Origin of the sequence: Devosia sp. Root635 (assembly GCF_001427605.1) — a bacterium.
Classification (GTDB): Bacteria; Pseudomonadota; Alphaproteobacteria; order Rhizobiales; family Devosiaceae; genus Devosia.
In genome coordinates, this window is sequence record NZ_LMGZ01000015.1 from 1 (window position 1) to 26,263 (window position 26,263).

Here is a 26,263-nt window from a genome sequence, read left to right on the forward strand (position 1 = left end):
CCATCCTCAATGCTATCGTCAAACAATCGACAGTTGCTTGACCCGAGGGCTCTGCACTTGTGCAGTTTCGGTAAGTGTAACGCCCTCGGGTCAAGCCCGAGGGTGACGGCCGGTGGGTTAGGGTGGGGCAACTGCTGCCCCACCCACATGCATCTAAACCAGCGGCTTCAGCTCCGCCTCAATGCTGGCCCGACGACCTTCGAGGAACGGCGGCAGAGCAAGGCTTTCCCCCAATGTCTCCATCGGCTCATCCGCCGCGAAGCCGGGGACGTCGGTGGCGATCTCGAACAGGATGCCGTTGGGCTCGCGGAAATAGAGCGAGGTAAAATAAAAGCGCTCCACCTCTCCGCTATTGCGCAAGCCGGCACGGCCAACCCGCTCGATCCACTGGCGCAGCCCATCCTGGTCCGGCGTGCGGAAGGCGACGTGATGGACGCCACCTGCACCCGGACGGGCCGCGGGCAGGTTTGGGTCGACCGCAACATGCAGTTCGGCACCGGGGCCGCCGGGGCCCATTTCATAGACGTGGGTCTCGGGCGTATGGCTGGTCGTGGCGTATTCGCGCACCTTGCGCATGTTCATCACCTGGGTCAGCACCGCCTCCGTGCGATCGAGACGCGGCACCGAAAGGGTAATGGGCCCGAGCCCGATGATCTGCCGCTCTGATGGCACGGGTGATTTGGCCCAGGGAACGCTCCTGTTGGCGGCGTCGATCACCATGCGGAAGCGCTGGCCCTCGAAATCCTCGAAATCGAGCGAAAGCTGGCCATTGCGCTCCTTGATGGCGCTGGTGCCGACGCCGTGTTCCTGCAGGTGGGCCTTCCACCAGACTAGGCTATCCTCGGTATCGACGCGCAGGCCAGTGCGGCCCACCGTATGGTTGCCACGCTGTTCGCGGGCGGCGGGGAAATCGAAGAAAGTGAGGTCGGCGCCAGGCGAGGCCACGCCGTCGCCATAGAACAGGTGATAGGCCGTCGTGTCGTCCTGGTTGACCGTCTTCTTGATCAGCCGCATGCCCAGGGTCTGGGTATAGAAGGCCAGATTCTTCTTCGCCTCGGCGGTAACCGCCGTGAGGTGATGGATGCCTCCGAGTTCGAGCGTCATGTTGGTGTCTCCTGATGGGGCGCGGGTATCGCGCTCAACGTTGACCAAGATGTAGTGGACCTCGCGCCGCTTTGGCAGCGCTACAATGCCGACAGACTTGTGCCGATCCTTGAACGATAGCCTTGTGGCGTGTGCGAGGCCGGCCTGCACCACTGGTGCTTGACACCGCGGCGCGCTAAACTTAGTTAGTGCGCGTCGCTCGGGGAAACCCGCGCTGCCCCTTGGGGCGGAGTAGCTCAGTTGGTTAGAGCAGCGGAATCATAATCCGTGTGTCCCCAGTTCAAATCTGGGCTTCGCTACCATTTTCATTGCAGGCAATGACGTGCAGGCCGGGTGAAAGCCCGGCTTTTGCCGTTTCTGCGGCAGGCGTCCGGACGCCACCTCCTGCTGGTCGGAATTTTACTTAGAGTTGAGCCAGTTAGGCTTAACGGATCGTTTCTTCCTGAGACGGTGATGGGCTGGACTATACTGTCTGGCAATTGACAAGGGGGACATGGGGTGAATTTGGAACTATTGGCAAGCGCGATATTCATGGTGACGGGCGGGGTCTATTACCTCGAATGCGCGATGCGCGCCGCGGTGCAGGTCGAATTCGAGCGCACTGCGTTGGAGCCGGCGCAGTCGCCGGCGGAACTTGCCTGGTACTACCGTCCCGCCGAAGTGTTCCTGCGCCAGGTCATCGATGCCCGCAGCCAGCGCGGCCTATGGCACAACTGAGCCGGCGCGGCGCCGGATTCAATTCAACTCTCCATATCGATCTTAAGTCTTGTGGCACGGCCTGGGCGCCATGGTACCACAGGGCGCGAAGCCGTGGATAAACCGGCTGTTAAGGTAAACCGACCGATAATGCCGACCTGGAAACGATGTCGTCCACAAGGTGAGTTTCAGGTCTTATGCGTCTTCTTATCGGCATCGTTATCGTTATCGGCGCGGTCATTGGCGGGTATCTCGGGGTTGGCGGCCACATGTATGTGCTGTGGCAACCCTTTGAATTCGTGATCATTCTCGGCGCGGCCATCGGCGCCTATGTCATCGGCAATACGGGACCGGTGCTGAAGCAGACGCTGGGCGTGTTCGCAACGCTGTTCAAGGGCCCGAAATACAACAAGGCGGCGTATGTCGAACTGCTCGGCATGCAGTTCAGCCTCTATAAGCTGGTCCAGTCCAAGGGCATTCTGGCGCTGGAACAGCATATCGAAAATCCCGCTGAATCGACGCTGTTCGCGCGCTTTCCCACCTTTGCCAACAATCATCACGCCGTCGAGTTCGTCTGCGATTACCTGCGCATGGTCACGCTGGGCTCCAACAATGTCCACGAAATGGAAGCCCTGATGGACGAGGAGCTGGAAACCCATCACCAGGAGAATGAGCGCGTCGTCAATGCCATGCAGGCGCTGGCCGACGGGACGCCGGCTTTGGGCATCGTGGCCGCCGTGCTGGGCGTGATCCATACGATGGGCGCCATCAGCGAACCGCCCGAAGTGCTCGGCCACATGATCGGCGGCGCTCTGGTCGGTACCTTCTTCGGCGTGTTCGTGGCCTATGGCTTTTTCGGGCCGTTCGCGCAGTCGCTGCGCAATATCTACGAGGCCGAGGACAAGTATTTCCTGTCGCTCAAGGTTGGCCTTCTGGCCCATATTTCCGGCCAGGTGCCAGTCATGGCCATCGAATTCGCGCGCAAGGCGCTGATGTCGGAAGACCGGCCGAGCTTCGCCGAAATCGACGAGGCCACGGCCAACCTGCCCGCCGCGACATAGGGCATGATTTAGGAAGCCAGAATGGCGAATTTCGACCAGCCGATCATCATCAAGAAGGTCAAGAAGCACAAGCACGCCCATCATGGCGGGGCCTGGAAGATCGCCTATGCCGACTTCGTGACTGCCATGATGGCCTTCTTCCTGCTGCTGTGGCTGATCAGCATGACCACGCCCGAGCAGAAGGAAGGCCTCGCCTCGTATTTCGCGCCGCCCAATATCAGCCCGACGACCAGTGGTTCGGGCGGGTTGATGGGCGGTACGGCGCTGGATGACAGCGCGGATGCGCTGATGCGCGGCTCGGCTCCCGACGTGACCGTGGATGCCTCGGTGACGCCCAAGGGCGAGGAATTCGGCACGGTGACCGGCGCGATGAGCGGCCGCGACCAACTGCAGGGCAATGAATTCGAGGCGGCCAATGCGTCCCAATACGATCTCAAGGCCGATGACGACCAGGGCTTCCACAGCGCTGCGGCGAGCATTCGCCAGGCCTGGCAGTCGCTGCCCGACATTACCGAGATTGCCGATAACCTGATCGTCGAGGAGACCGACGAAGGGCTCAATATCCGCATCATCGACCAAGAGGGTCGGCCGATGTTCCCCGAGGGGTCGAAATATCCCAATGAGGTGACGCGGCAGGCCATCGCGGCGATTGCGCCCATCCTGCAGAAGCTATCGAGTCCGGTGCGGATTTCCGGCCATACCGCGGCGGGCGGCGTCTATGCCAATCCGCGCTATGGTTCCTGGGAACTTTCGGCCGATCGCGCCAATACGGTCCGGCAAATCCTGGGTGAGTTCGGGCTGGCCGATGACCGCGTCAATTCGGTGGTGGGCCGCTCGACGGCCGATCCGTTCTTCCCCAACGACCCCTATATGGCGGCCAATGAGCGGGTCGAGATCACGCTGCTGCATGAGGAGCCGCCGGTGCCGGCCGGGCTGAAGCCTTAGGTTTTCTTCATCACTCCCTTGGGCTATCGCCTTGCAACTTGGCAGCATATCGGGGCTGAACATCCCCCCACCCTTGCTCCCTCCCCGCAAGGGGGAGGGAGACGACTGAAGCAATGTGTCCCAAGCCGTTCCATACCTCTCCCCCCAAGGGAGAGGCAAAAAAACCATCTGGTATGGAAGCCTGCCTCGGTGCATGGTCACGTCGCCATTTGCCAGGAGTGTTGCCGTGCCCTTTCCCGATCTGATCCAGCCTGAACTCGGCGCCTATCGTAGCAGCGTTCAGATGCCGGGGGATTTCTCTTCATTCTGGGAGGCGACTCTTGCCGAGGCGCGGGCCATCGGGGGCGATGTCAGCATGGTGAAGGCCGACACCACGCTCAAGGCGGTGGACGCGTTCGACGTGACCTTTCCGGGCTTTGGCGGGCACAAGATCAAGGGCTGGCTGGTGCTGCCGGCGCAGCGGACGGGAAGGTTGCCGCTGGTGGTGCAATATCTGGGCTATGGCGGCGGGCGGGGCTTTCCGCATGAACAATTGCACTGGGCTGCCTCGGGCTATGCCTATTTCCGCATGGATACGCGCGGGCAGGGCAGCGGCTGGTCGATGGGGGCGACGTCGGACCCGGTGGGCACGACGCCGTCCATTCCCGGCATGATGACCAAGGGCATTCTCGACAGGAACGACTACTACTACCGCCGGGTGTTTACCGATGCGGTGCGGGCCGTGGACATGCTGGTGGCGCAGGATTTCGTCGATGCCGGAAGGATCGCCGTCTGCGGCGGCAGCCAGGGCGGCGGCATCTCGCTGGCCGTGGCCGGGATCGACCCCAGGGTCAAGGCGGTCATGACCGACGTGCCCTTCCTCTGCGATTATCCGCGTGCCGTGCAGAAGGCCGGCCGCGACCCCTATCTGGAGATCGTGCGCTTCCTGGCGCAGCACCGTGACAAGAAGGCCAAGGTCTTTGAAGTGCTCAACTATTTCGATGGCGTCAACTTCGGGCGACAGGCCAAGGCGGCGGCTTTGTTCTCGGTGGCGGTGATGGACGAGACCTGCCCGCCATCGACGGTCTATGGCGCCTACAATGCCTATGCCGGGACCGACAAGAGCATCGAGGAATACGAATTCAACAACCACGAAGGCGGCCAGGCTTTCCAGGACCGGGCGCAAATGGTGTGGCTCGCCCAGCGTTTCAGCTAGGGGGATAAGTTCACGGCGGGACTTGCGCTGCTCAAAAAACGCAAATATTGCGTAGATGAGACAGCGAGGCGAAGCCGTGACCGTGCAAAGACGTGCAAACCAGGCCGATATCGCGGAACGCCTTGGCGTTTCGGTGAGTACGGTGTCGCGCGCGCTGGCCAACGAGATCGGCATCAGCGACGCGGTGCGGCGCGACGTGCAGCGCATGGCGCGGACGCTGGGCTACAAGAGCAAGCATAACATGGCCGCGGTGTCCGGGGATAAAAGGGCGGTGGCGCTGGTGCCGCTGGGCAGCGCGACGAGCGGGCTGTCGGGCTTCTATTTCGGCATTGTCGAGGGCATGCGGACGCAGGCGGCGGCGGCCGGCATGGCGCTCGACGTGCGGCTGGTCAATGAATCCGTGGTGACGCTGGATTTGATAAAAAAGCAGATCGCCCAGGCCGATGCCGGCGGCCTGCTGCTGGCGGGGATCGATGCCTGGGAGGAGCTGGCGGCCTGGTCCAATGAGGCCGAAGTGCCGGTGGTGCTGGTCAATGGCAGCGACCCGAAGATGCGGGTCAGCTCGGTTTCGCCGGCCAATTACTACGGCGCCTATATGGCGACGCAGCGCCTGCTGGATGCCGGGCACCGGAAAATCCTGCATTATACGCATCGCAATCGGCCGACCATAAGGCAGCGCCTGCGCGGGTTCGAGCAGGCCATTGCCATGACGCCGGGCGCAGTGGGAACCGTGGTCAATACCGATGAGCGCCACACGCGGGAATTGCTGGCCGACATGCTGGCCGGCAAGCACGACATCACCGCGGCCTTCATCTGGAACGACATTGCCGCGGTGGAGATGCTGGAAGGCATCTATGGGGCCGACAGCCCACTGCCACAGAACTTCTCGATCATCGGCTTCGACGACCTGCCGCTGGCCGGCATGGCGACTCCACGGCTGAGCACGACGCGGGTGGATCGCGAGGCAATCGGACGCGGCGCGGTGCGGCTGCTGGCCGAGCATATGGACGGTGAAGCGGCCGTGCAGCAGCTTGAAATCGGGGTCACCATGGTCGAGGGCGAGACGGTGTTTCCGGGGTAGGGAGTCTCCGCTTGGCGTCATCCGCGCAGGCGGGAATGACGTGGACGGGTGACGAGAGGTCGGTGGCTATCCCCATAAGGGCAGGGGGCTGGCACGAGGTTGCCATGTCCACCGCGCGGCTCCTCCCCCTTGACGGGGGAGGCTGGGTGGGGGTGTCGTTTAGCCCGGATATCGGGGCTAAACATCCCCCCACCCTTGATCCCTTGAAACTTTTGTGGCCGCCAGATTGTCCCCGCGCTCGTCATTACCCGGCTTGTCCGGGCCATCCATCGCGCCGTATGCGCTGAAAGGTGGACGAGGTCGGTGGCCTGCTTTCGCGGGGAGGAAGGGCCGCGCTTTTGGGCGGGGATAAGTTTTTCCGCTTCGGCCGGCGACCCCGAAATCGTGTCAGCGACCCCCGGAAAATGTTAGCAGACTGTTAGCATCGACGCGCGGGAGAGGTGAATTTCCACGGCCTATGCCGTTGCTGAATCGACGCAAAATGAACAAATTTGCGTAATTTGCGTGATTTGCGCAAAATGCTTGAAATGACGCAAAAACTGGCCTACCGTTACCCAAGTTGCATAAGTCAGGGTCGCTGACCTGCGAGAGCCTGTCCTCGATCAAGAAGGGCAGCCCGGCAGGAACAGTGGCACAGCGCCCGGCGTGGCGCCGACGGGAGGACGGCATGGAATTGCGGCGGTGGAACGTCAAGCACGTCCGCATGGTGCTCGATAGCGCGCCGGCCTTTACGCCCTTCCCGCGTGGTGCCGATGCGGCGGCAGTGCGGAGCCGGGTGGGCGATGCCGCCATGGGGCAATTGCTCGCGGCAGCCGAGGCCGATATCGCCGAACCCATTCCGGCGCTGCCGGCCGAACTCTATCTCGAATTTCAGCGCAACGGCCGGCGCGAGGGCTATGAGGATGCCCAGCGCAAGCGGCGCAACATGCTCTACCGGCTGACGCTGGCCGAGTGGCTCGACGGCAGGGGTCGGTTTACCGCCGCCGTCGAGAACATCGCCTTTGCCCGGCTGGAAGAAACCAACTGGGCGTGGCCGGCGCATGCGCGGGGGCTCGATTTCCCCGACCGTCCGACGGTGGACCTGGCGGCGGCGATGACCGGGCTGGACCTGGCCGAACTCGATTACCTGCTGGGCGATACGCTGTCGCCATCACTGCGGGCGCGGCTGCGCAGCGAGACTGACCGCCGCACCATAAGCCCGTTCATCGAGCGGAACGATCACTGGTGGCTGCATACGACGCCGGCCCGGCAGGTCAACAACTGGACGGCGGTGTGTGTGGCCGGCGTGGTCGGGGCGGCCTGCTATTTCGAGACCGACCTTGACCGGCTGGCGGAAATCATCACGCGGGGTCTGCATAGCCTGGCCGATTACCTCGAAACCTTCGACAGCCAGGGCGGCTCGTCGGAGGGACCGGATTACTGGTCGTACGGATTCGGAAATTTCGTGGTGTTGGCGCATCTGCTGGCGGCGCGGACCGGCGGCGCCATCGACCTGCTCGACAACAGCCAGGTGCGCGACATCGCCCAGTTCCCGGTGCGCACGGTGCTGACGCAGGGACTGTGGGCGAGCTTTTCGGATTCGGACAGCAATCCCAATTTCCATCCGGGCCTGCTGAGCCACCTGGCCGACCGGCTCGGCCTGCCGGCTTTGACCGAATTGGGCATGAAGAACGATTTCACGGTCGATCACTTCAACCAGTTCGTCTGGCCGCTGCGCCAGTTCGCCTGGCCGCTGCCGGACAAGGGCGTGGCCTTTGGCGGCACGGCGCATGACTGGTATGGCGACATGGCCTGGATGATATCTCGGCTCGACCCCGCCGATCCGGACTCGCTGCGTCTCGCCGTCAAGGGCGGGCACAATGACGAGATGCACAACCAGAACGATGTCGGTTCGCTGATCGTGGTCAACAAGGGCCGCATCGTGCTGACCGATCCGGGGCGCGGGCGCTATTCCAAGGCCTATTTCGGGCCCGATCGCTACCAGAACATCATGGCCTCGTCGCGCGGGCATTCGGTGCCGGTGGTCAATGGCCATGAGCAGGACGAGGGCGTCGAGCGCGCCGCATCACTGGTGGAACACAGCCACGGCGCGGAGCGGGACGTGCTGACGATCGACATGGCGGCGGCCTATCCGGCAGCGGCAGGGTTGAGCCAATTGCGGCGCGAAGTGGCGCTGGACCGGCAGGCGCCGGGCGGACGGATCACGCTCAGCGACGACTTCGCTTTCGCCAATGGCGGCGGCGATTTCCAATCGGTGCTGGTGACGCCGCTCGGCGTCGAGATCCGCGCGGATGAGGTGCGGATCGGCGATGGCGAGGGTGGCGTGCGCGTGCGCTTCGACCCCGCCCGCGTGGCGGTAGGCACCGACATCCATCGCGGCGTCGAAAAGCAATATGCGCCATCGGTCGACCTGACCCGCGTGCTGTTCACAGCCAGAGAGCGGCCGGGCCGGGGCGCGGTGACGCTGGAGATCACGCCGCTCTGAGGGGACGGCGATGGTGAGTTTGGCGGACGAACCGCCGATCTTGGAGGAAGGACCCGGAGCACAGTGCGCCGGGCAAGGGAGGACTAACACGATGAAGCCCAATGTCTTCATGCAACGCACCCGACTTACGGGGCTGGCGAGCGCGGTGGCCCTGGCCACCATGCTCGCCGCGGCCCCGGCGCTGGCGCAACAACAGGCGCCGATGCTCGACGAACTGGTGACCAGCGGCGCGCTGCCGCCGCTCGAAGAACGCCTGCCGGCCAATCCGCTGGTGATTACCCCCGTCGAGAGCGTCGGCACCTATGGCGGCACCTGGCACTCGGCCTTGCGCGGGGGCCTCGACAATGCCTGGATCGCCCGCACCGTGGCCTATGACGGGCTGGTGCGCTACGACCGCGAGTGGAAGACCATCATCCCCAACCTGGCCGAAAGCTGGGAAGTCAGCGACGATGCGCGCACCTATACGTTCCACCTGCGCGAGGGGCTGAAGTGGAATAACGGCACGCCGTTCACCAGCGCCGACATCGAATTCGCCGTCAACCTGCTGCATGAGCCGACCTATTCGGGCGGCGGCGGCTTCGTGAAGAACCCCGCCAATCCGGTCAGCATCGAAGTCGTCGACGACACCACGTTCAAGTTCATCTTCGAAAATCCCAATGGCGTCATCATGGACGAACTGGCCAGCGTCAACGGGCTGACCATCGTGTCGCTCAGCAAGGACTATTGCGGCCAGTTCTATCCGGGCACCAATCCGAACGCGGCGGCCGATGCCAAGGCGGCCGGGTTCGAGACCTGGGAACTCTACATGCAGGATCGCTGCTCCTGGGCGACGGAAACCATCCGCTGGGCCAATCCCGACCTGCCCTTCATGAATGCCTGGATGATCGAGGAGCCGCTGACCGGCGACGCCACCCGCACGACCTTCGTGCGCAATCCCTATTACTGGAAGGTCGATACCGAGGGGAACCAGCTGCCCTATATCGACCGGCTGGAAATGCGCGTTTCGGATTCGCTCGAAGAAATCACGCTGATGGCGCTCAATGGCGAGATCGACTTCCAGGATCGCCATATCTCGACCGTGGCCAACCAGCCGCTGTTCTTCGACGGCCAGGAAGCGGGCGACTATCGCATGGGGACGGAAGTGCAGTCCTCGTCCAACACGATGGTCATCCAGTTCAACCTCAACCACGTCGATCCCAAGCGTCGCGAGCTGTTCCAGAACAAGGACTTCCGCATCGGCATCAGCCATGCGCTGGACCGCATGGAGATCATCGACGTGGTCTTCACCGGGCAGGGCGAACCCTACCAGGTGGCGCCAAGGCCGGAGTCGCCCTACTACAACGAGACCTATGCCAAGCAGTATACCGAGTTCGACCCGGAAGCGGCGGCGCAGCATCTCGAAGCGGCGGGCCTGGTCAAGGGTGGCGACGGCTTCTACACCTTCGCCGACGGCTCGCCGCTGACCATCACCATCGACACCATCGCCTCGCTCCGTCCGGAATGGCCGGACATGCTGGAACTGATCCAGCTCCAGCTCGAAGCGGCCGGCATCAAGATGGAAATCAACAATATCGACCGCACGCTCTATTACGACAAGCGGCCGCTGGGCGACTATGACGCGCAGGTCTGGGGTGGCGACGGCGGCCTCGATGTGGTGCAGGAACCCCGCTACTACATGGCGTTCAGCCCCGAATCCGTCTGGGCCTTCCGCTGGCAGGCCTGGTTCAACGGCACGACGCCCGATATCGCCGAAGAGCCGGCGCCCTGGGCCAAGGAGCAGATGGACCTGCTGACCTCGCTGCGCGGCGAGGGCAATCCCGACAAGCGGGCCGACCTGATGAAGCAGATCCTGACCATTGGCCAGGAGAACTTCCCGGTCATCGGCGTGAGCCTGCCTGGCGACACCTACTACATCGCCAAGAACAACGTGCGGAACATCCCCGACACACTGTTCCAGGCGTATCTGTTCCCGACGCCGGCACCCTATGATCCGTTCCAGTGGTACTTCGCCGCTGAATAGGATCCCTCCCGCCCTCCGCGGCGCTTGCGGGTGCCGCGGAGGGTTGAGAATAGGCAGTGGCACTGTGTAGCCACGCCACAAAGCGGCTCCTCCCCCTTGACGGGGGAGGCTGGGAGGGGGTGGCGGTTGGCCCGAATATCGGGGCCAAACCTCCCCCCACCCTTGATCCCTCCCCGCAAGGGAGGGGTCGACTGCGACTTCAGTTAACAGGAGACGCCCATGCTGCGTTTCATTTCCGGCCGGCTGATCGCGATGGTCCTGACCCTGTGGGCCGTGAGCTTTGTGGCCTTTGCCATTATCCAGCTGCCGCCGGGCGACTACCTGACGACCTATGTGGCGACGCTGTCGGCCAATGGCGACCGGGTCGATCCCGCCGCTATCGAGGCGCTGCGCCGGCAATACGGCTTCGGCGAGCCCTATCTGGTGCAATACTGGAAGTGGATTACCGGCATCGTGACGCGCGGCGATTTCGGGCAGAGCTTCGAATGGAAGGCGCCGGTGACGACGCTGATCTGGGGAAGGCTGGGCAATTCCATCCTGCTCGAAGGGCTGGCCGTCATCGTCATGTGGCTGGTGGCCCTGCCGATCGGCATCTATGCGGCGGTGCGCAAATATTCGCTGGGCGATTACCTCGCCACCATTGGCGGCTTCATCGGGCTGGCCATTCCCAATTTCTTCTTCGCGCTGATCCTGATGTACCTCACCTTCGTCTGGTTCGGAGAAACGCTGGGCGGCATGTTCTCGCCCGAATATGAGACGGCGCGCTGGAGTTTTGCCCGGCTGTGGGATTTCCTGAGCCATGCCTGGGCGCCCATCCTGGTGCTGTCGACGGCGGGTACGGCCGAGCTGATCCGCATCCTGCGGGCCAACCTGCTCGACGAGCTCAAGAAGCCCTATGTGACGACGGCGCGGGCCAAGGGGCTCAGCGAATTCCGCACTATTCTCAAATACCCGGTGCGGGTGGCGCTCAATCCGCTGGTCTCGACCATCGGCTGGCTGCTGCCGGCGCTGGTTTCCAGCTCGGTGATCGTCTCGGTGGTGCTCAACCTGCCGACGGCCGGGCCGCTGCTGCTGCGCTCGCTGACCAGCCAGGACATGTTCCTGGCCGGCGCCATCATCATGCTGCTGGGCGTGCTCACCGTCATCGGCACGCTGGTCTCCGACCTGCTGCTCGCGTGGATCGATCCGCGCATCCGCTACGGGAGCAAGTGATGGCCGTGGAAACCATGACCCATAACCCCGCTGACGCCGTCGCCGTTCCGGCCGGCCGCGCCAGGCCCGAGAGCCAGATCGGGCTGATGTGGCGGCGCTTCAGGCGGCACCGGCTGGCGCTGGTCAGCCTGTGGGTGGTCATCGCCTTTTACCTCGTGGCCCTGCTGGCCGAGTTCCTCGCACCGACCGATCCATCGGCCTATAGCGCGCGCTATACCTATGCGCCGCCCCAGGGCATCCAGTTGTTTTCGACCAGCGAGGACGGCTCCTGGCGCTTTTTCCCGCATGTGAACGGCTATGCCACCGAGATCGACCAGAAGGCGATGCGGCGGACCTTCGTCATCGATCCCACGGTGGAAATTCCGGTGCAGTTCTTCGTGCCGAGCGATCCCTACCTGCTGGCCGGGGTGATCCCGATGTCGGTCAAGTTCATCGGCGTCACCGAGGCGCGGGCGCCGTTCTATATCCTGGGCGCCGACCGGCTAGGCCGGGACCTGCTGAGCCGGCTGATCCACGGCACCCGGATTTCGCTCAGCATTGGCCTGGCCGGGGTGACGCTCAGCCTGTTCTTCGGCATCATCATCGGCGGCTTTGCCGGCTATTACGGCGGCTGGTTCGACAGTGCGGTCATGCGCGTGGTCGAGTTCATCCGCTCGATGCCGACCATTCCATTGTGGCTGGGGCTGGCGGCGGCCTTGCCCAAGGATTGGAGCGCGCTGCAGACCTATTTCGCCATCACCGTCATCTTGAGCCTGATCGGCTGGACCGAGCTGGCGCGGGTGGTGCGCGGGCGCTTCCTGAGCCTTCGAACCGAGGATTTCGTCACGGCGGCGCAGCTCGACGGGGCCAGCGACTGGCGCATCATCACGCGGCATATGGTGCCCAGCTTCATGAGCCACATCATCGCGGCGGCGACGCTGGCCATTCCGGGGATGATCCTGGCGGAAACGGCGCTGAGCTTCCTCGGGCTGGGCCTGCAGGCGCCGATCGTGAGCTGGGGCACGCTGCTGCAGGACGCGCAGAATATCCGCACATTGGCCACCGCGCCCTGGCTGCTGACGCCGGGCATCTGCGTGGTGGTGATCATTTTGTCGATGAACTTTTTCGGGGACGGGTTGCGCGATGCGGCTGATCCACATGGGCGGTAGTTCGATCTTCTTCACCTCTCCCTTCGGGGGAGAGGTCGCCCTGAAAGGGCGGGTGAGGGGGCCTTTACCGGGTGAGGTGCGTGGGGAAGGCCCCCTCACCCGACCCAAGAGGGTCGACCTCTCCCCCAAGGGAGAGGTGGCGCTGGCGCGCCAAGAGTATCTGTCATGACCCAACCCATCCTCACCATCAAGGACATGTCCATCACCTTTTCCTCGCCCGACGAGGCCGATATCGAGGCGGTACGGCAGGTGGATCTCACCCTGACCCCCGGCAAGACGCTGGCGCTGGTGGGCGAGAGCGGCTGCGGCAAGTCGGTGACGGCGCGGGCGGTGCTGCGGCTGCTCGACAAGAATGCGGAAATCCGGCGCGGCTCGATTGTCTTTTCACCCGGTGACCAGGCACCGACCGATATCGTCACGCTCAAGCAGGACAGCCTGCCGTTGCGGGCGATCCGCGGCAACCAGATCTCGATGATCTTCCAGGAGCCGATGAGCTCGCTGTCGCCGGTGCATACCATCGGCGACCAGATCGACGAGATGATGGTGATCCATGAGGGGTTGAGGCCCAAGCAGGCGCGGGAGCGCACGGTGGCTCTGCTCGACCAGGTGGGGATACCCGGCGCGCGGGAGCGGGCCGACGCCTATCCGTTCGAACTCAGCGGCGGGCTGCGGCAGCGGGCGATGATCGCCATGGCTTTGGCCTGCACGCCGCAACTGCTGATCGCCGATGAGCCGACCACGGCGCTGGACGTGACGACGCAGGCGCAAATCCTCGACCTGCTGCGGCAATTGCAGGCCGATTTCGGTATGGCGATGCTGTTCATCACCCATGACCTGGGCGTGGTGGCGGAAATCGCCGACGAAGTGGCGGTGATGTATCTGGGCGACGTGGTGGAGCAGGGGGATGTGCATGACGTGTTCGCCCGCCCAAGCCACCCCTATACGCAGGCGCTGATGGCTTCCATTCCCAAGATGGCGCGCAAGGCTGAACGGGTGCGGCTGTCGCCCATCAAGGGCACGGTGCCGGCGCCGCGGGACCGGCCGGAAGGTTGCGCCTTTACCAGCCGCTGCCCCCATGCGTTCGAGCCCTGCGCCACGGTGCGGCCGGAGCGGACCGATATGGGCAATGGCCACCATGCGCGCTGCCACCTGCTGACGCGCCAACCTGCGGAGGCGGTGGCATGAGCACGCTGCTGACTGTGGAGCATCTCTCCAAGCATTTCACGCTGAGCGGCGGCCTGTTCGGGCCGGAACGGCGGCTGGATGCGCTGACCGATATCAACCTGACGGTGGAAGCGGGCGAAACGCTGGCCATTGTCGGCGAAAGCGGCTGCGGCAAGACCACTTTGGGGCGCTGCATCATCAAGGCGCAGCCCGCCAATGACGGCCGGGTGATCTACCACCCCAAATCCGGCGGGGATGTGGAGCTGACGGCGCTTTCCAAGCGCGAGATCAAGCCGTGGCGGCAGGATATCCGCATGATCTTCCAGGACCCGATGAGTTCGCTCAATCCCAATATGCGGGTCTTCGATATCGTGGCCGAGCCGCTGCGGATTCATAAGATCTGCAAGGGCAAGGAACTGGAAGACCGCGTGATCGGCACACTGGAAAAGGTCGGCATTCCGGCCGAGGCGGTGGGGCGCTATCCGCATGCCTTTTCGGGCGGGCAGCGGCAGCGCATCGGCATTGCGCGGGCGCTGGTGCTCGACCCCAAGCTGGTGATCGCCGACGAGGCGGTGTCGGCGCTGGACGTGTCGATCCAGGCGCAGGTGCTGAACCTGCTCGAAGACCTCAAGGCCGAGTTCGGGCTGACCTATATCTTCATCAGCCACGACCTGGGGGTGGTGAACTATATCGCCGACCGGGTGGTGGTGATGTATCTCGGCCATGTGGTGGAAAATGCGCCCACCGAAATGCTGTTCGAACGGCCGCGCCACCCCTATACCGAATTGCTGCTCGAAGCCCTGCCGATTGCCGACCCGCTGCGGCGCAAGGGGCGCAAGACGGAAGTGCGCGGGGAAATTCCCTATCTCGGCAATCGCCCGGTCGGCTGCCCGTTCCATCCCCGCTGTAAATATGCCGAGGACGTGTGCCGGACCGACAAGCCGGTGCTGCGGCCGATCAACGGGACGACGCAGGAAGCGGCCTGCCACTTTGCCGAGAAACTGGATTTGAAGGGCGCGTATGAAGACGCGCCGGTCGGCGCGGAGCTGAATGATGCCTGAAGGTCAGATGTTCATCGCCCCCTCCCCCTTGAGGGGAGGGCCGGGGAGGGGGTGGTTCAGTGAATCGCCGATGGACCCCCACCCTCATTCCCTCCCCTCAAGGGGGAGGGAGGCGCCGGAGCCGATGACTCTGTTTGCTGCTGAAATTGTCCAAAGGCTCCGCAAGGAATTTTTTTGAAATGACCTACGATCCCGTCACCGCCAATCCGCTGCATGGCAATCCGCTCAAAACCCGCGCCGATGTGGAGCGGGCGCTGGGCGATCTGTTCAATCCGGTGCTGCCCTATTTCTCGGAGGGCGGGGCGCGGGTGCGGCTCGATGGCGCCGGGGCGCATTTCGACCGGGCGGCGGCGGACCTCGAAGGTTTTGCGCGGCCGCTCTGGGGGCTGACGCCGCTGGCAGCGGGCGGCGGGGCGTTCGACCATTGGGAGCTGTACCGGCGCGGACTGGCCAATGGCACCGATCCCGAGCATCCCGAATATTGGGGGACAGTCAATTCGACCGACCAGCGGATGGTGGAGCTGGCGGCCATCGGCTTCACCATGCGGCTGCTGCCGCATCTCGTGTGGGAGCCATTGAGCGAGAAAGCCAAAGGAAATCTCGCGGCATATCTCAAGCATGCCCGCAGGCACGACTATGCCGACAATAACTGGAAATTCTTCCGCATCCTGGTCGATCTGGGGCTGGAGGAATGCGGCGTCGAGTTCGACCGTTCGCTGACCGAGAAGTATCTCGAAGAGCTCGACGGTTTCTATCTGGGCGATGGCTGGTATCGCGACGGCAATGTGCGGCGGATCGACCACTACATTCCCTTTGCCATGCACTTCTATGGGCTGATCTACGCCAAGCTGGCGCGGGGCGACGAGAAGCGGGTGGCGGCCTACAAGGAGCGGGCGACCCTGTTCGCCAAGGATATCCGCCACTGGTTCGATGCGGATGGCGGGGTGCTGGCCTTCGGGCGGAGCCTGACCTATCGCTTTGCCTGCGGCGGCATCTGGGGGGCGCTGGCCTTTGCCGATCTCGAAGCCCTGCCATGGGGCGAGATCAAGGGGCAGTTCCTGCGCCATCTGCGCTGGTGGGCGGACAAGCCCATCGCCAATCGCGATGGCGTGCTCAGCGTCGGCTATGGCTATCCGAACCTGTTCATGTCCGAGAGCTACAATTCGGCCGGCTCGCCCTATTGGGCGCTCAAGGCCTTCCTGCCGCTGGCACTGCCGGACGACCATCCGTTCTGGACGGCGGAAGAGACGCCGGCGGTGGTGAGCAAGAAGCCGGTGCCGCTGAAACATCCCGGCATGGTGATGATGCACACGCCGGGCAATGTCGTGGCCCTGTCGAGCGGCCAGCAGAACTGGCAGATGCGGGCGGGCACCGAGAAATATGCCAAATTCGCCTATGCCAGCCGTTATGGCTTTTCGGTCGAGGTGGACGAGCGCGCCTATAATATGGGCGCTTTCGATGGAGCGCTGGCTTTTTCCGACGACGGGCGGCACTACCGGGTGCGCGAGACCAACGAGGTCGCCCAGATTGCCGAGAACACGCTGTTCTCGCGCTGGAAGCCGTGGAGCGACGTCGAGGTGGAGACCTGGCTGATCCCGGCCAATCTCTGGCATATCCGCGTGCATCGGATCACGACGCCTCGGGCGCTGCATGCCACCGAGGGCGGGTTTGCCATCGGGCGGGCCGATCTCAATGCCGATACCACTATCGACGAGGCCGGGCGGGCCGTGGCCAGGAGCGCGACGGATGTGAGCGCCATTGTCGATCTCATCGGCAAGCGCGCGGGGCGGGCGCATCGGGCCTATCCCAATACCAATCTCATCGTCAGCAAAACCATCGTGCCACAATTGCGCGGCGAGATCCCGGCGGGGACGACGCTGCTGGTGGCGGCGGCGATGGCCCTGCCGGTGGGGGCGGAGGCCGAGGCGGCTTTGGTTCAGGTGCCGCATGCGCCCGACATGGCGGCGCTCGAAGCCATGTTTGCCCGCGAGGGCCAAGACGTCAGCGCCATTCTGGTGCCGGAGCGGTTCTGAAATGCGCCCTAAACTCGCCTTCGCCATGGCGGCGGACAAGACCAGGCATGTGTTCGACGCGGAGGCGCTGGACCGGCTGGCCGGCGTCTGCGACGTGGTCAGGCCGGAGCCGCTGGAGGATTTTTCCAGCGCCGAGGCGCGGGCGGTGCTGGGCGAGATCAATATTCTCGTCACCGGCTGGGGCTGCCCGATGGTGACGGCGGAGGTGGTCAAGGCGGCGCCGAACCTCAAGCTCATCGCCCATGCGGCGGGGACAGTGAAGTTCACGCTGGACCCGGCGGTTTATGCGGCGGGCATCAGGGTGACGCATGCGGCCGACGCCAATGCGGTGCCGGTGGCCGAATTTACCCTGGCCGCGATCATCTTCGCCAACAAGCGTGTGTTCGAGCTGCGCGATCGCTATCGGGCCGACCCCAGCCGACGCAGCACCTACGCGCTGATGGACGAGCCGATCGGCAATTATCACCGCACGATCGGGCTGGTGGGCGCTTCGCGCATCGGCCGCAGAGTGGCGCGGATGCTCAGGGGATTCGATTTCACCGTGCTGGTCAGCGACCCGTTTGTGCAGCCGGGTGATCCTGTATTGGCAGGGGCGGAACTGGTCGATCTCGAGACGCTGATGGCCCGCTCGGATGTGGTGTCGATCCATGCGCCGTCGCTGCCATCTACCAGGGCGATGATCGGGGCCAGTCAGCTCAGGCTGATGAAGGATGGCGCGGCGCTCATCAATACGGCCCGCGGGGCGCTGATCGACGAGGCGGCGCTGATTGCCGAGCTGGAAACCGGGCGTATCCATGCGGTGATCGATGTGACCGACCCCGAGATTCCCGAGCGGGGCTCGCCGCTTTATAGTCTGCCCAATGTGTTCCTGACCCCGCATGTGGCGGGGGCGGTTGGCACGGAGAGATTGCGGCTGGGACAGATGGCGATCGAGGAAATCGAGCGCTTCGTGGCGGGGGTGCCGATGGAATTCGAAATCGAGCCGGCGCTGCTGGAGCGATTGGCGTGATGAGGCATACTGGATGGCACCCACCCCCTTGCGGGAGCCGCGCGGCTCGGCCCGGCGGGCCGTAGCGAAGCCAGGGAGGGGGGTCGGAGGTTCCTCAGGCATCGAGTTCGTGGATAGCTCGACACCCCCACCCTGCTCGATTCAACGGACTTGGCTGACGCCAAGTCCTATCTCGCTTCCCTCCCCTCAAGGGGGAGGGTGGGCTCGGTGGGTGGAAGAGAACAGTGGATACTTATAGCGCACCAGAAGACCACGAAGCCCGGCTGCAATTTCTGACCTGGGATAGGACGTCGGCGGATATCGAGGCGCCGGAGCATCGGGCGCGATTGGCGCATCTTGCCGAGGTGGCGGGGGCCAGTTTTCATCCGACTTCCTATGTGGCGGCGGAGGCGGCGATCTTCACTTCGCATCTGGTGCTGGGCGAGGCGAGCTGGATCGCGGGCCATGCGCTGGTGCGGGGCGATGTGGAATTCGGCGCGCATACGACGGTCAATCCCTATGCGATGATTTCGGGCAGGGTGCGGTGTGGCGACGGGGTGCGGATTGCCAGCCATGTGTCGATAGTGGGGTTCAATCATGGGTTCGATGATCCCGGCGTGCCGATCCATATGCAGAAGCATGAGAGCCTGGGCATTACCATCGAGGACGATGTGTGGATCGGGGCCAATGCGGTGGTGCTGGATGGGGTGAGAGTGGGCAAGGGCGCGGTGATTGCGGCTGGGGCGGTGGTGAGCAAGGATGTGCCGAGCATGGCCATTGTCGGTGGGGTGCCGGCCAGGGTGGTGCGCTATCGCGGGCAATCGGCGCGGAAAGACAGCGCTTCGGCCTTGCAGCGGCTGGGGGCAGCGGCGGCGGCGCAGTGGCCGGAGGTGTTGGCGCGGTTCCGCGAAAGCGGGGACTATGTCTCGCGCGAGGCGGATGGGACGGCGCGGCGCAGTGCGCGGCATTTGAACGACGCCATCGAGATCGCGGCAGGGTTTGGCGCTTTGCCCGAGGGGCTGGACGTTGCGTCGACCCTGGCCGCGTTGCAGACGTTGCAGGATCCGGTGACGGGGCTGTTCCCCGATCCGCATCAGCCTCCAGCGGCGGGACAGGCGCGGCGGGATAATGGGCTGGCGCTCTATAATGTGCTGTCGGTGGGCTATGCCATCGAAGTGCTGGGCGGGCGGCCGCTGCACCGGGTTTCCGCCGTGGAGCTGGGCGCGGTGGAGCTGTGCGACTGGCTCGAAGGCCTGAGCTGGCGCGAGCGGGCCTGGGGCGCGGGCGCGGCGGTGGATGCCATCGGTACGGCGCTCTATTTCAATGCGCGGTATTTTTCGACCGGCCGGGCACGGGAGACGCTGTTCGGCTGGCTGGCAATGCAGCAGGACCGGGCGACGGGGCTGTGGGGTTCGCCGACGGGTGATGAGGGGCTGCTGCAACCGGTCAACGGCTTCTATCGGCTGACGCGCGGCACCTATGCGCAGTTCGGGCTGCCGGTGCCCAATGCCGAGCGGGCGATCGACTCGGTTTTGCTGAACTATCGGAATTATGGCGGGTTTGCGGGGCGGACCTACACCGCCTGCAACCTGCTCGACACCATCCATCCGCTGCTGCTGTGCCTCAGGCAGACCGACTATCGCCGGGCCGAGGCCGAGGCGGTTGCGCGGGCGGTGATCGGCCGGGCGGAGGAACGCTGGGTAGATGGCGGGGGTTTTGCCTTTGCCGATGGGCAGGAGACGAGTTTGCAGGGCACCGAAATGTGGCTGAGCGTGGTGCACCTGGCGGCGGAGCTGCTGGGGATTGCGGAGGATTTCGCGTTCGTGCCCAAGGGGGTGCATCGGACGCAGGCTGTGGGGTTGGGACTTTAGCGGCCCAACCAAGCCGGGCAATGACGATGGAATGGATGATCAGGGAGAGCCGGCCAATGACGCAGAAAAGAGCCCTCGTCGTCTGGGGCGGGATGGAGCTGCATACGCCGGAGCGGAGTGCCAATGTGGTGCGCGACCTGCTGGAGGCGGAAGATTTTGCCGTCACGGTGACGGACGACTACGAGACGCTGGGCGCCGAGGATATCGGCAGCAACGACCTTGTCGTACCGGTCATCACCGATGGGGTGCTGGCGGCGGAGAGAATGGCCAGGCTGATCGAGGCCATTCGCGCCGGGACCGGGCTGGCCGGGTTCCATATGGGCATGGCGACGAGCTTTCGCAGCTCAGTGCCGTTCCGCTATGCGGCGAGCTGCTACTGGGTGCAGCATCCGGGCAATATCATCACCTATCGGGTCGATGTCGGGGATCATGAGCTGCTGGCCGGGATCGGCAGCTTCGAGCATACGAGCGAGCAGTATTATCTCAATTACGATCCGGCGGTCGACGTGCTGGCGACGACGCGGTTTTCCGGGGAGTTCCATCCCTGGCGCAAGGATGTGGTGATGCCGGTGGTGTTCACCACCATGCATGACCGGGGGCGGGTGTTCTATTCGTCGCTGGGCCATACGGCCGATGAGCTAGTGGGGCCGGTAAGGGAAATCCTGCGGCGCGGACTGCTCTGGGCAGCGCGGTAGGCCAGCCCCCGCTATTGCTGCTGCGCCGTTTCCGCCTGGCGCCGTAGCACCTCCGATTCCGGCTGGGCATCGGCATAGGCCAGTTCGCGGTTGGCGCGGGCCCAGAAGGCCGGATGGACGCGGTCGAGCAAAGCCGGTTCGGTGGGCGTGAGGCCAGGCAGGGGCTCGGCCAGGTAGAGCACTACGTTCTGCCGATACCAGGCGGGAATGGCGTCGTCGGTCCAGATGGCGGGGCGGATCACGTCATAGGCGCGGTAGCCATGCGCGGCGAAACGCTCGGCCCACCAGCTTTGCCATTGTTCGTTGAGATGACCGACGCCACCCTGGCCGGGGATGGCGGCGCTGAACAGCACGGCGGGCGCGAGGGCGACGAGGTCGGCGACGAAGCTATCGGCGCGGGCGGGGGAGAGGTGTTCGGCCACTTCCAGCGAGAGCGCCAGATCGACGCGCGGGCCGGCAAAACGCTTTTCGAGATCCTGGGGGGCGAAGGCGATGCGGGCATCGTCGAGCATGGCCGGCGTCACCCAGTCGCCCTCGATGCCGAAGGTCGCCTCGGTGCCGGCCTCCAGCGCGGCGGCGAGCCAGGTGCCGGTGCCGCAGCCGATGTCGGCGACCCTGCGTCGGGGCAGGGCGGGCAGCGCGCCGAGGATGCGGCTTGCCGCATGGGCGGTATGGGCGCGGCGGTTCTGGTAGAAGTCGGCGGGGTAGAGCGAGGCGGTCATTGCGGGCGGCCTGGTAAGTGAAGCGAAAGACTATGCCGGGCCGGAACCGGGGGGCAAGACGGACCGTTGCGCCCTAGATGTTCAAATCGGTTGCGGCGATGCGAAAAAATTCAGACGTGGCCGAACGCATTCGGCAGACGGCCTATTTCCTGTGGGAGCAGGATGGACGCCCCGCGGGTCGGCCGTTCGACTATTGGCTGCGCGCCAAGGACATGCTGGTGCGCCAGCTCGCCTATGACAAATGGCTGGCCGAGGGCACGCCGGTCGATCGCGCCGAGGAACACTGGCGCGATGCGGCGGGGGAAATCGAGGAGAAATGAGACGGGCCCAATGGGGCCCGCTGGTCTTTGGATTGTGCCGTCGGAGGACCTGGGCCCTGCGAGCGCAGCTCTCCGGGCCTCACCGCCTAAAAATCTCCCCACTGGGGGAATTTGCCGCCAAGAGGCGGCCGGGCGCTCAGTCCTTGGCACGCTCCACATAGGAATTGTCGTCCGTCAGGATGACGATGCGGGTGCCGGTGCCGATATGGGGCGGGACCATGACGCGCAGGCCGTTGTTGAGCAAAGCGGGCTTATAGGACGAGGAGGCCGTCTGGCCCTTGACTACCGGTTCGGTCTCGACGATCTCGAAGGTCAGGCGCTGCGGCAACTCCATGGAGAGGGCGGTGCCCTCGAAGGTCATCAGGTGAACCTTCATGCCATCGACGAGGTAGGCCTTCTGGTCGCCGATGACGTCGTCGGCCACGGTGATCTGCTCGAAGGTCGCGGGCTCCATGAAGTGGTGGCCTTCGCCGTCGGAATAGAGATAGTCGTATTCGCGATCATCGACGTCGGCCTTCTCGACCATTTCGACGGTGCGCCAGCGACCGACCACCTTCACGCCATCGCTGATGCGGCGCATGTTGACGTTGGTGATGGAGTTGCCCTTGCCGGGATGCACGTTTTCCGCGGTCAGGATGACATGCAGATTGCCGTCCTGCTCGACGACGTTGCCCTTGCGCAGCGAAGAGGCGATGACCTTGACCATTATTCTTCCTTGTTCAATCGGTAGGCGCGTCGTAGAGGCAAGCCATATCGCGCGCTGGAATAGACTTTCGGTGCGCCAACTACCCTATCTGGGCGAAAATCGCCAGCCCGCTCCAAGCATAATGGTCACATGAGCTCCCAATCGTCCCAGCCATCGCCGTGGTGGTCGCCTTCGGTCCATGCCGATCGCCGCCCGATCCTGCTGGCGCGGGGGCGGATCGAGGCGGCTGTGCGGGCCTATCTGGCGGGCCATGACTTTCTTATGGTCGATCCGCCGGGGCTGCAGCTTTCGCCGGGCAACGAGACGCATCTGCATGCTTTCGGCACTGTCATGATCGGCAATGACGGGGCGGGCCGCCCGATGTATCTGCACACCTCGCCCGAATTCACCATGAAAAAGCTGCTGGCGGCGGGCGAGACGCGGATTGCCAGCCTGCAGCATGTGTGGCGCAACCGGGAGCGCAGCGCGCTGCATCATCCCGAATTCACCATGCTCGAATGGTATCGGGCGGGCGAGGGCTATGACGCCGTTATAGCCGATTGCGTGGCGTTGCTGCGCATTGCGGCAGAGGTGACGGGCGCGGGGAAGCTGCGGTTCCGGGACAGGGAATGCGACCCGTTTGCCGAGCCGGAGCGGCTGAGCGTGGTCGAGGCATTTTCGCGCCATGCCGGGATCGACCTGCTGGCGACGATGGACGACGAGGGCGTGCCCGATGGCGTGGCGCTGGCCACGCAGATGCTGGCGCAGGGGCTCGATGTGCCGGAGGACCGGAGCTGGAGCTACCTGTTCAGCCGGATACTGGTCGAGAAGGTGGAGCCGCATCTGGGCACGGGCCGGGTGACGGTGCTCGACCGCTATCCGGCGGCCGAGGCGGCCCTGGCGCGGCGGGCGGCGGATGACCGGCGGGTGTCTGAGCGGTTCGAGCTTTATGCCTGCGGGGTGGAACTGGCCAACGGCTTTGGCGAACTGACTGATGCGGAGGAGCAGAGGCGGCGGTTTGCCGGCGAAATGGCGGAGAAAGAGCGCATCTATGGCGAGCGCTATCCTGTCGACGAGGACTTCCTGGCGGCCTTGGCGCTGATGCCGGAGGCGAGCGGGGTGGCGCTGGGGTTCGACCGGCTGGTGATGCTGGCGACGGGCGCGCCCAGGATCGAGGCGGTGCTGTGGGCACCGGTAGCGGAATGAGTGTATTGCGTTCCATCTATCAGTCGTCACCCTCGGGCTTGACCCGAGGGCTTTATACTTGCTGTGCGATGGGTCAGTGCAGAGCCCTCGGGTCAAGCCCGAGGGTGACGATCGGGGTTGAGGCGACATGACGGCCATCAAGACGGTGAACGGCCTGGTCGATGCCGGGCTGAGCGACGGCATGGGGCTCGATGCCGTGGCGGCGAAATATGCCATTGCCATCACGCCAGACGTGGCGGCGCTGATCGATCCGAGTGATCTGGACGACCCCATGGCCAAGCAGTTCGTGCCGACGCTGGCGGAACTGGTGACCACGCCGGAGGAGCGGGCGGACCCGATTGGGGACCTCACCCATTCGCCGGTGGAAGGGATCGTGCATCGCTATCCGGACCGGGTGCTGCTCAAGGCGGTGCATGTGTGCCCGGTCTATTGCCGGTTCTGCTTTCGCCGCGAAATGGTGGGGCCGGCCGGGCTGGGGACGCTGACCGGGCCGGAGCTGGATGCGGCGGTCGGCTATATCGCCGATCACCCCGAGATTTGGGAGGTGATCCTCACCGGGGGCGATCCGCTGGTGCTGTCGCCGCGGCGGCTGGCTGAGATCATGGCGCGGCTGGCCGGTATCGAACACGTCAAGATCGTGCGTTTCCATACGCGGGTGCCGGTGGTGGAGCCGGAGCGGGTGGATGACGGGATGGTGGCGGCGCTCCGGTCCAGCGGCAAGACCACCTATCTGGCGGTGCATGCCAACCATCCGCGCGAGTTCACCGAAGCGGCGCGCGGGGCGCTGGCGCGGCTGGCGGATGGCGGGGTGGTGCTGGTCAGCCAGTCGGTGCTGCTCAAGGGGGTCAATGACGATATCGAGACGCTGGCGGGGCTGATGAAGGCTTTCGTCGAGAACCGGGTGAAGCCCTATTACCTGCACCATCCCGACCTGGCGCCGGGCACCAGCCATTTCCGGGTGAGTATAGAAGACGGGCAGGCACTGGTGACGGCCCTGCGCGGGCGGATTTCCGGGCTGGCGCGGCCGACCTATGTGCTCGATATCCCCGGCGGGTATGGCAAGGCCGATATCGGTGCGGCGTCGATATCGGGGGGCGATGGCTGCTTTACCGTGCGCGACTGGCAGGGTGGGGCGCATCGCTATCCGCCGGAGTAAGTGGCACGCCCTCGTGGTTCGAGGCTCGCAAGGGCTCGCACCTCACCATGAGGTCTACTAAGCCATCCAGTTCAGCCGGTACACCAGTAGCCCTCATGGTGAGGTGCGCTTCTTCAGCGCCTCGAACCACGAGGGCCTGCCACCGGGTCAGTTCACCACGCGCGGGTCGACGTCGGCGCCATAGTCGACGCCGCCCACGGCAAAGCCGAAGAGCTTGAGGAATTCCTCGCGATATTTCGGCAGGTCGGCAAGGGCGGGCAGCGTCTCGGTGGAGAGCTGGGCCCAGCGCCTGGCCAGCTCCTGCTGCATGGTGTCGGACAGTTCCCAGTCATCGACGCGGACGCGGCTTGCGTCGTCCAGGGCGATATTGCCCTGCAGCTTTTGGCGGAACAGGCGGTCGATCTGCTGGATCGGGCCTTCGCCCAGGCCCATCTCGTCCTCTACCTTGATGAGCAGCGTGCCATAGAGCGGCACGACCGGAATGGCGGAACTGGCCTGGGTCACCACGGCCTTGAGGGCGACGACATGGGCGGCATGGGCGCCGAACTGGCCGCGGATGGCGGCGGCGGCGCGGTCGAGATCGGCCTTGGCCTTGCCCAGGGTGCCCTTGTGATAGATGGGCCAGGTCAGCTCGCTCCCCAGATAGGTGTAATTGAGCGACTGGAAGCCATCGGCCAGCACGCCGGCTTCGGACAGGGCCTTGATCCAGAGTTCCCAATCTTCGCCGCCCATCACCTTGACGGTGGCGGCGGCTTCTTCCTCGGTCGCCGGCTCGACGGAAATCGTGGAGACTTCGCCGGTGCCGGTGTTGAGCGTCTTGGAGGTCACCGCAGCGCCATAGGGCTTGATGGCAGAGCGATAGGTGACGCCGTCGCTGGGGTCGGTGCGGACAGGGGAGGCGACGGAATAAACGATGAGGTCGACCTGGCCGAGATTGGCCTTGATGGCTTCGATGGCCTCGGCCTTGACGGCGTCGGAAAAGGCATCGCCTTCGATGGTGACGGCCTTGCGGCCGGCCGCGCGGGCGCGGTTCTCGAAGGCGCGGTTATTATACCAGCCGGCGGAGGCGGGCTTGGTTTCGCCCGGCTCGCGTTCGAAGGAGACGCCGACCGTATCGGCGTCGCTGCCGAAGGTGGTGACGATGCGCGACGCCAGGCCATAGCCCGTCGAGCAGCCGAGAACGAGGACGCGCTTGCGGGCCGAAGGGATGGGGCCCTTGACCACGACATGATCGATCTGGCGCTGGACATTGGTGGCGCAGCCGGTGGGATGGGCGGTAGTGCAGATGAAGCCGCGAATCTTGGGTTCGATGATCATGGGGACTCCTCGATTGTGTTCAAGGCAATAGCGGGAATGGGGGGCAGGGTCTAGCGGCACGGGGCATAGTGGCACGCCCTCGTGGTTCGAGGCGCTGA

22 protein-coding genes and 1 tRNA gene are annotated in these 26,263 nt (G+C 64.5%); 19 read left to right on the forward strand and 4 right to left on the reverse strand.

What is annotated here, in order from left to right; translation table 11 throughout:
* Positions 1-153 precede the first annotated feature (153 nt).
* Positions 154-1,104, reverse strand: a complete 951-nt coding sequence (locus tag ASD80_RS08955; protein WP_056231685.1) for a ring-cleaving dioxygenase — start codon at positions 1,102-1,104, stop codon at positions 154-156.
* 225 nt (positions 1,105-1,329) lie between these two features.
* Between ASD80_RS08955 and ASD80_RS08960 the strand changes: the two genes are divergently transcribed.
* From ASD80_RS08960 to ASD80_RS09045, 16 genes are all read left to right on the forward strand, one after another.
* Positions 1,330-1,406 (forward strand) — tRNA-Met (locus ASD80_RS08960).
* A 202-nt stretch (positions 1,407-1,608) separates the two neighbouring features.
* On the forward strand, positions 1,609-1,821 hold the full coding sequence (locus ASD80_RS08965; protein WP_156460387.1) for a hypothetical protein: 213 nt from the start codon (positions 1,609-1,611) through the stop codon (positions 1,819-1,821).
* Positions 1,822-1,997: 176 nt separating this feature from the next.
* Entirely contained in the window at positions 1,998-2,861 is an 864-nt protein-coding gene (gene motA, locus ASD80_RS08970; RefSeq protein ID WP_056231690.1) for a flagellar motor stator protein MotA, read from the forward strand.
* A 21-nt stretch (positions 2,862-2,882) separates the two neighbouring features.
* Positions 2,883-3,806, forward strand: a complete 924-nt coding sequence (locus ASD80_RS08975; protein ID WP_056231692.1) for a flagellar motor protein MotB — start codon at positions 2,883-2,885, stop codon at positions 3,804-3,806.
* 226 nt (positions 3,807-4,032) lie between these two features.
* A complete protein-coding gene (locus ASD80_RS08980) occupies positions 4,033-5,001 on the forward strand; it encodes an acetylxylan esterase (RefSeq protein WP_056231695.1) in 969 nt (322 codons plus the stop codon).
* 82 nt (positions 5,002-5,083) lie between these two features.
* A complete protein-coding gene (locus ASD80_RS08985) occupies positions 5,084-6,082 on the forward strand; it encodes a LacI family DNA-binding transcriptional regulator (protein WP_162247339.1) in 999 nt (332 codons plus the stop codon).
* A 667-nt stretch (positions 6,083-6,749) separates the two neighbouring features.
* The gene (locus ASD80_RS08990; protein ID WP_082555163.1) at positions 6,750-8,567 is read left to right on the forward strand and encodes a heparinase II/III family protein; all 1,818 of its coding nucleotides are present in this window, start codon (positions 6,750-6,752) and stop codon (positions 8,565-8,567) included.
* A 91-nt stretch (positions 8,568-8,658) separates the two neighbouring features.
* Positions 8,659-10,587 carry an ABC transporter substrate-binding protein gene (locus tag ASD80_RS08995; RefSeq protein WP_056231704.1) on the forward strand — a complete coding sequence of 643 codons (1,929 nt, stop codon included), beginning with the start codon at positions 8,659-8,661 and terminating at the stop codon, positions 10,585-10,587.
* Positions 10,588-10,806: 219 nt separating this feature from the next.
* Positions 10,807-11,799, forward strand: coding sequence for an ABC transporter permease (locus tag ASD80_RS09000; protein WP_056231706.1), 993 nt, complete (start codon positions 10,807-10,809; stop codon positions 11,797-11,799).
* Positions 11,799-12,947: an ABC transporter permease gene (locus tag ASD80_RS09005; protein WP_082555165.1), complete on the forward strand. Its 1,149-nt coding sequence runs from the start codon at positions 11,799-11,801 to the stop codon at positions 12,945-12,947. Before ASD80_RS09000 ends, ASD80_RS09005 begins: the two co-directional genes overlap by 1 nt.
* A gap of 165 nt (positions 12,948-13,112) precedes the next feature.
* A complete protein-coding gene (locus ASD80_RS09015) occupies positions 13,113-14,132 on the forward strand; it encodes an ABC transporter ATP-binding protein (protein WP_056231712.1) in 1,020 nt (339 codons plus the stop codon).
* On the forward strand, positions 14,129-15,172 hold the full coding sequence (locus ASD80_RS09020) for an ABC transporter ATP-binding protein (protein WP_056231715.1): 1,044 nt from the start codon (positions 14,129-14,131) through the stop codon (positions 15,170-15,172). The genes ASD80_RS09015 and ASD80_RS09020 overlap by 4 nt, the downstream gene beginning before the upstream one ends.
* A 179-nt stretch (positions 15,173-15,351) precedes the next feature.
* Positions 15,352-17,205 (forward strand): DUF2264 domain-containing protein, encoded by a 1,854-nt coding sequence (locus tag ASD80_RS09030; protein WP_056231719.1) that lies wholly within the window; start codon positions 15,352-15,354, stop codon positions 17,203-17,205.
* A 1-nt stretch (position 17,206) separates the two neighbouring features.
* A complete protein-coding gene (locus tag ASD80_RS09035) occupies positions 17,207-18,214 on the forward strand; it encodes a hydroxyacid dehydrogenase (protein WP_056231721.1) in 1,008 nt (335 codons plus the stop codon).
* Between the two features lie 224 nt (positions 18,215-18,438).
* Complete coding sequence (locus ASD80_RS09040; protein WP_056231724.1) at positions 18,439-20,064, forward strand: acyltransferase; 1,626 nt, start codon at positions 18,439-18,441, stop codon at positions 20,062-20,064.
* 56 nt (positions 20,065-20,120) lie between these two features.
* A complete protein-coding gene (locus tag ASD80_RS09045; RefSeq protein WP_056231726.1) occupies positions 20,121-20,759 on the forward strand; it encodes a ThuA domain-containing protein in 639 nt (212 codons plus the stop codon).
* An 11-nt stretch (positions 20,760-20,770) separates the two neighbouring features.
* Here ASD80_RS09045 and ASD80_RS09050 read toward each other — a convergent pair whose 3' ends face one another.
* Positions 20,771-21,481, reverse strand: a complete 711-nt coding sequence (locus ASD80_RS09050) for a class I SAM-dependent methyltransferase (RefSeq protein WP_056231729.1) — start codon at positions 21,479-21,481, stop codon at positions 20,771-20,773.
* Between the two features lie 116 nt (positions 21,482-21,597).
* Between ASD80_RS09050 and ASD80_RS09055 the strand changes: the two genes are divergently transcribed.
* Positions 21,598-21,801 carry a DUF2934 domain-containing protein gene (locus ASD80_RS09055; protein ID WP_200950274.1) on the forward strand — a complete coding sequence of 68 codons (204 nt, stop codon included), beginning with the start codon at positions 21,598-21,600 and terminating at the stop codon, positions 21,799-21,801.
* Positions 21,802-21,937: 136 nt separating this feature from the next.
* Here the strand turns inward: ASD80_RS09055 and efp are convergent, their stop codons facing one another.
* A complete protein-coding gene (gene efp, locus ASD80_RS09060) occupies positions 21,938-22,507 on the reverse strand; it encodes an elongation factor P (RefSeq protein ID WP_056231735.1) in 570 nt (189 codons plus the stop codon).
* 129 nt (positions 22,508-22,636) lie between these two features.
* Here efp and epmA point away from each other — a divergent pair, with 129 nt between their 5' ends.
* Positions 22,637-23,692 carry an EF-P lysine aminoacylase EpmA gene (gene epmA, locus ASD80_RS09065; RefSeq protein WP_056231738.1) on the forward strand — a complete coding sequence of 352 codons (1,056 nt, stop codon included), beginning with the start codon at positions 22,637-22,639 and terminating at the stop codon, positions 23,690-23,692.
* Positions 23,693-23,819: 127 nt separating this feature from the next.
* Complete coding sequence (locus ASD80_RS09070) at positions 23,820-24,848, forward strand: lysine-2,3-aminomutase-like protein (RefSeq protein ID WP_056231742.1); 1,029 nt, start codon at positions 23,820-23,822, stop codon at positions 24,846-24,848.
* 147 nt (positions 24,849-24,995) lie between these two features.
* Here ASD80_RS09070 and fabV read toward each other — a convergent pair whose 3' ends face one another.
* On the reverse strand, positions 24,996-26,165 hold the full coding sequence (fabV, locus tag ASD80_RS09075) for an enoyl-ACP reductase FabV (protein ID WP_056231745.1): 1,170 nt from the start codon (positions 26,163-26,165) through the stop codon (positions 24,996-24,998).
* Positions 26,166-26,263 lie beyond the last annotated feature (98 nt).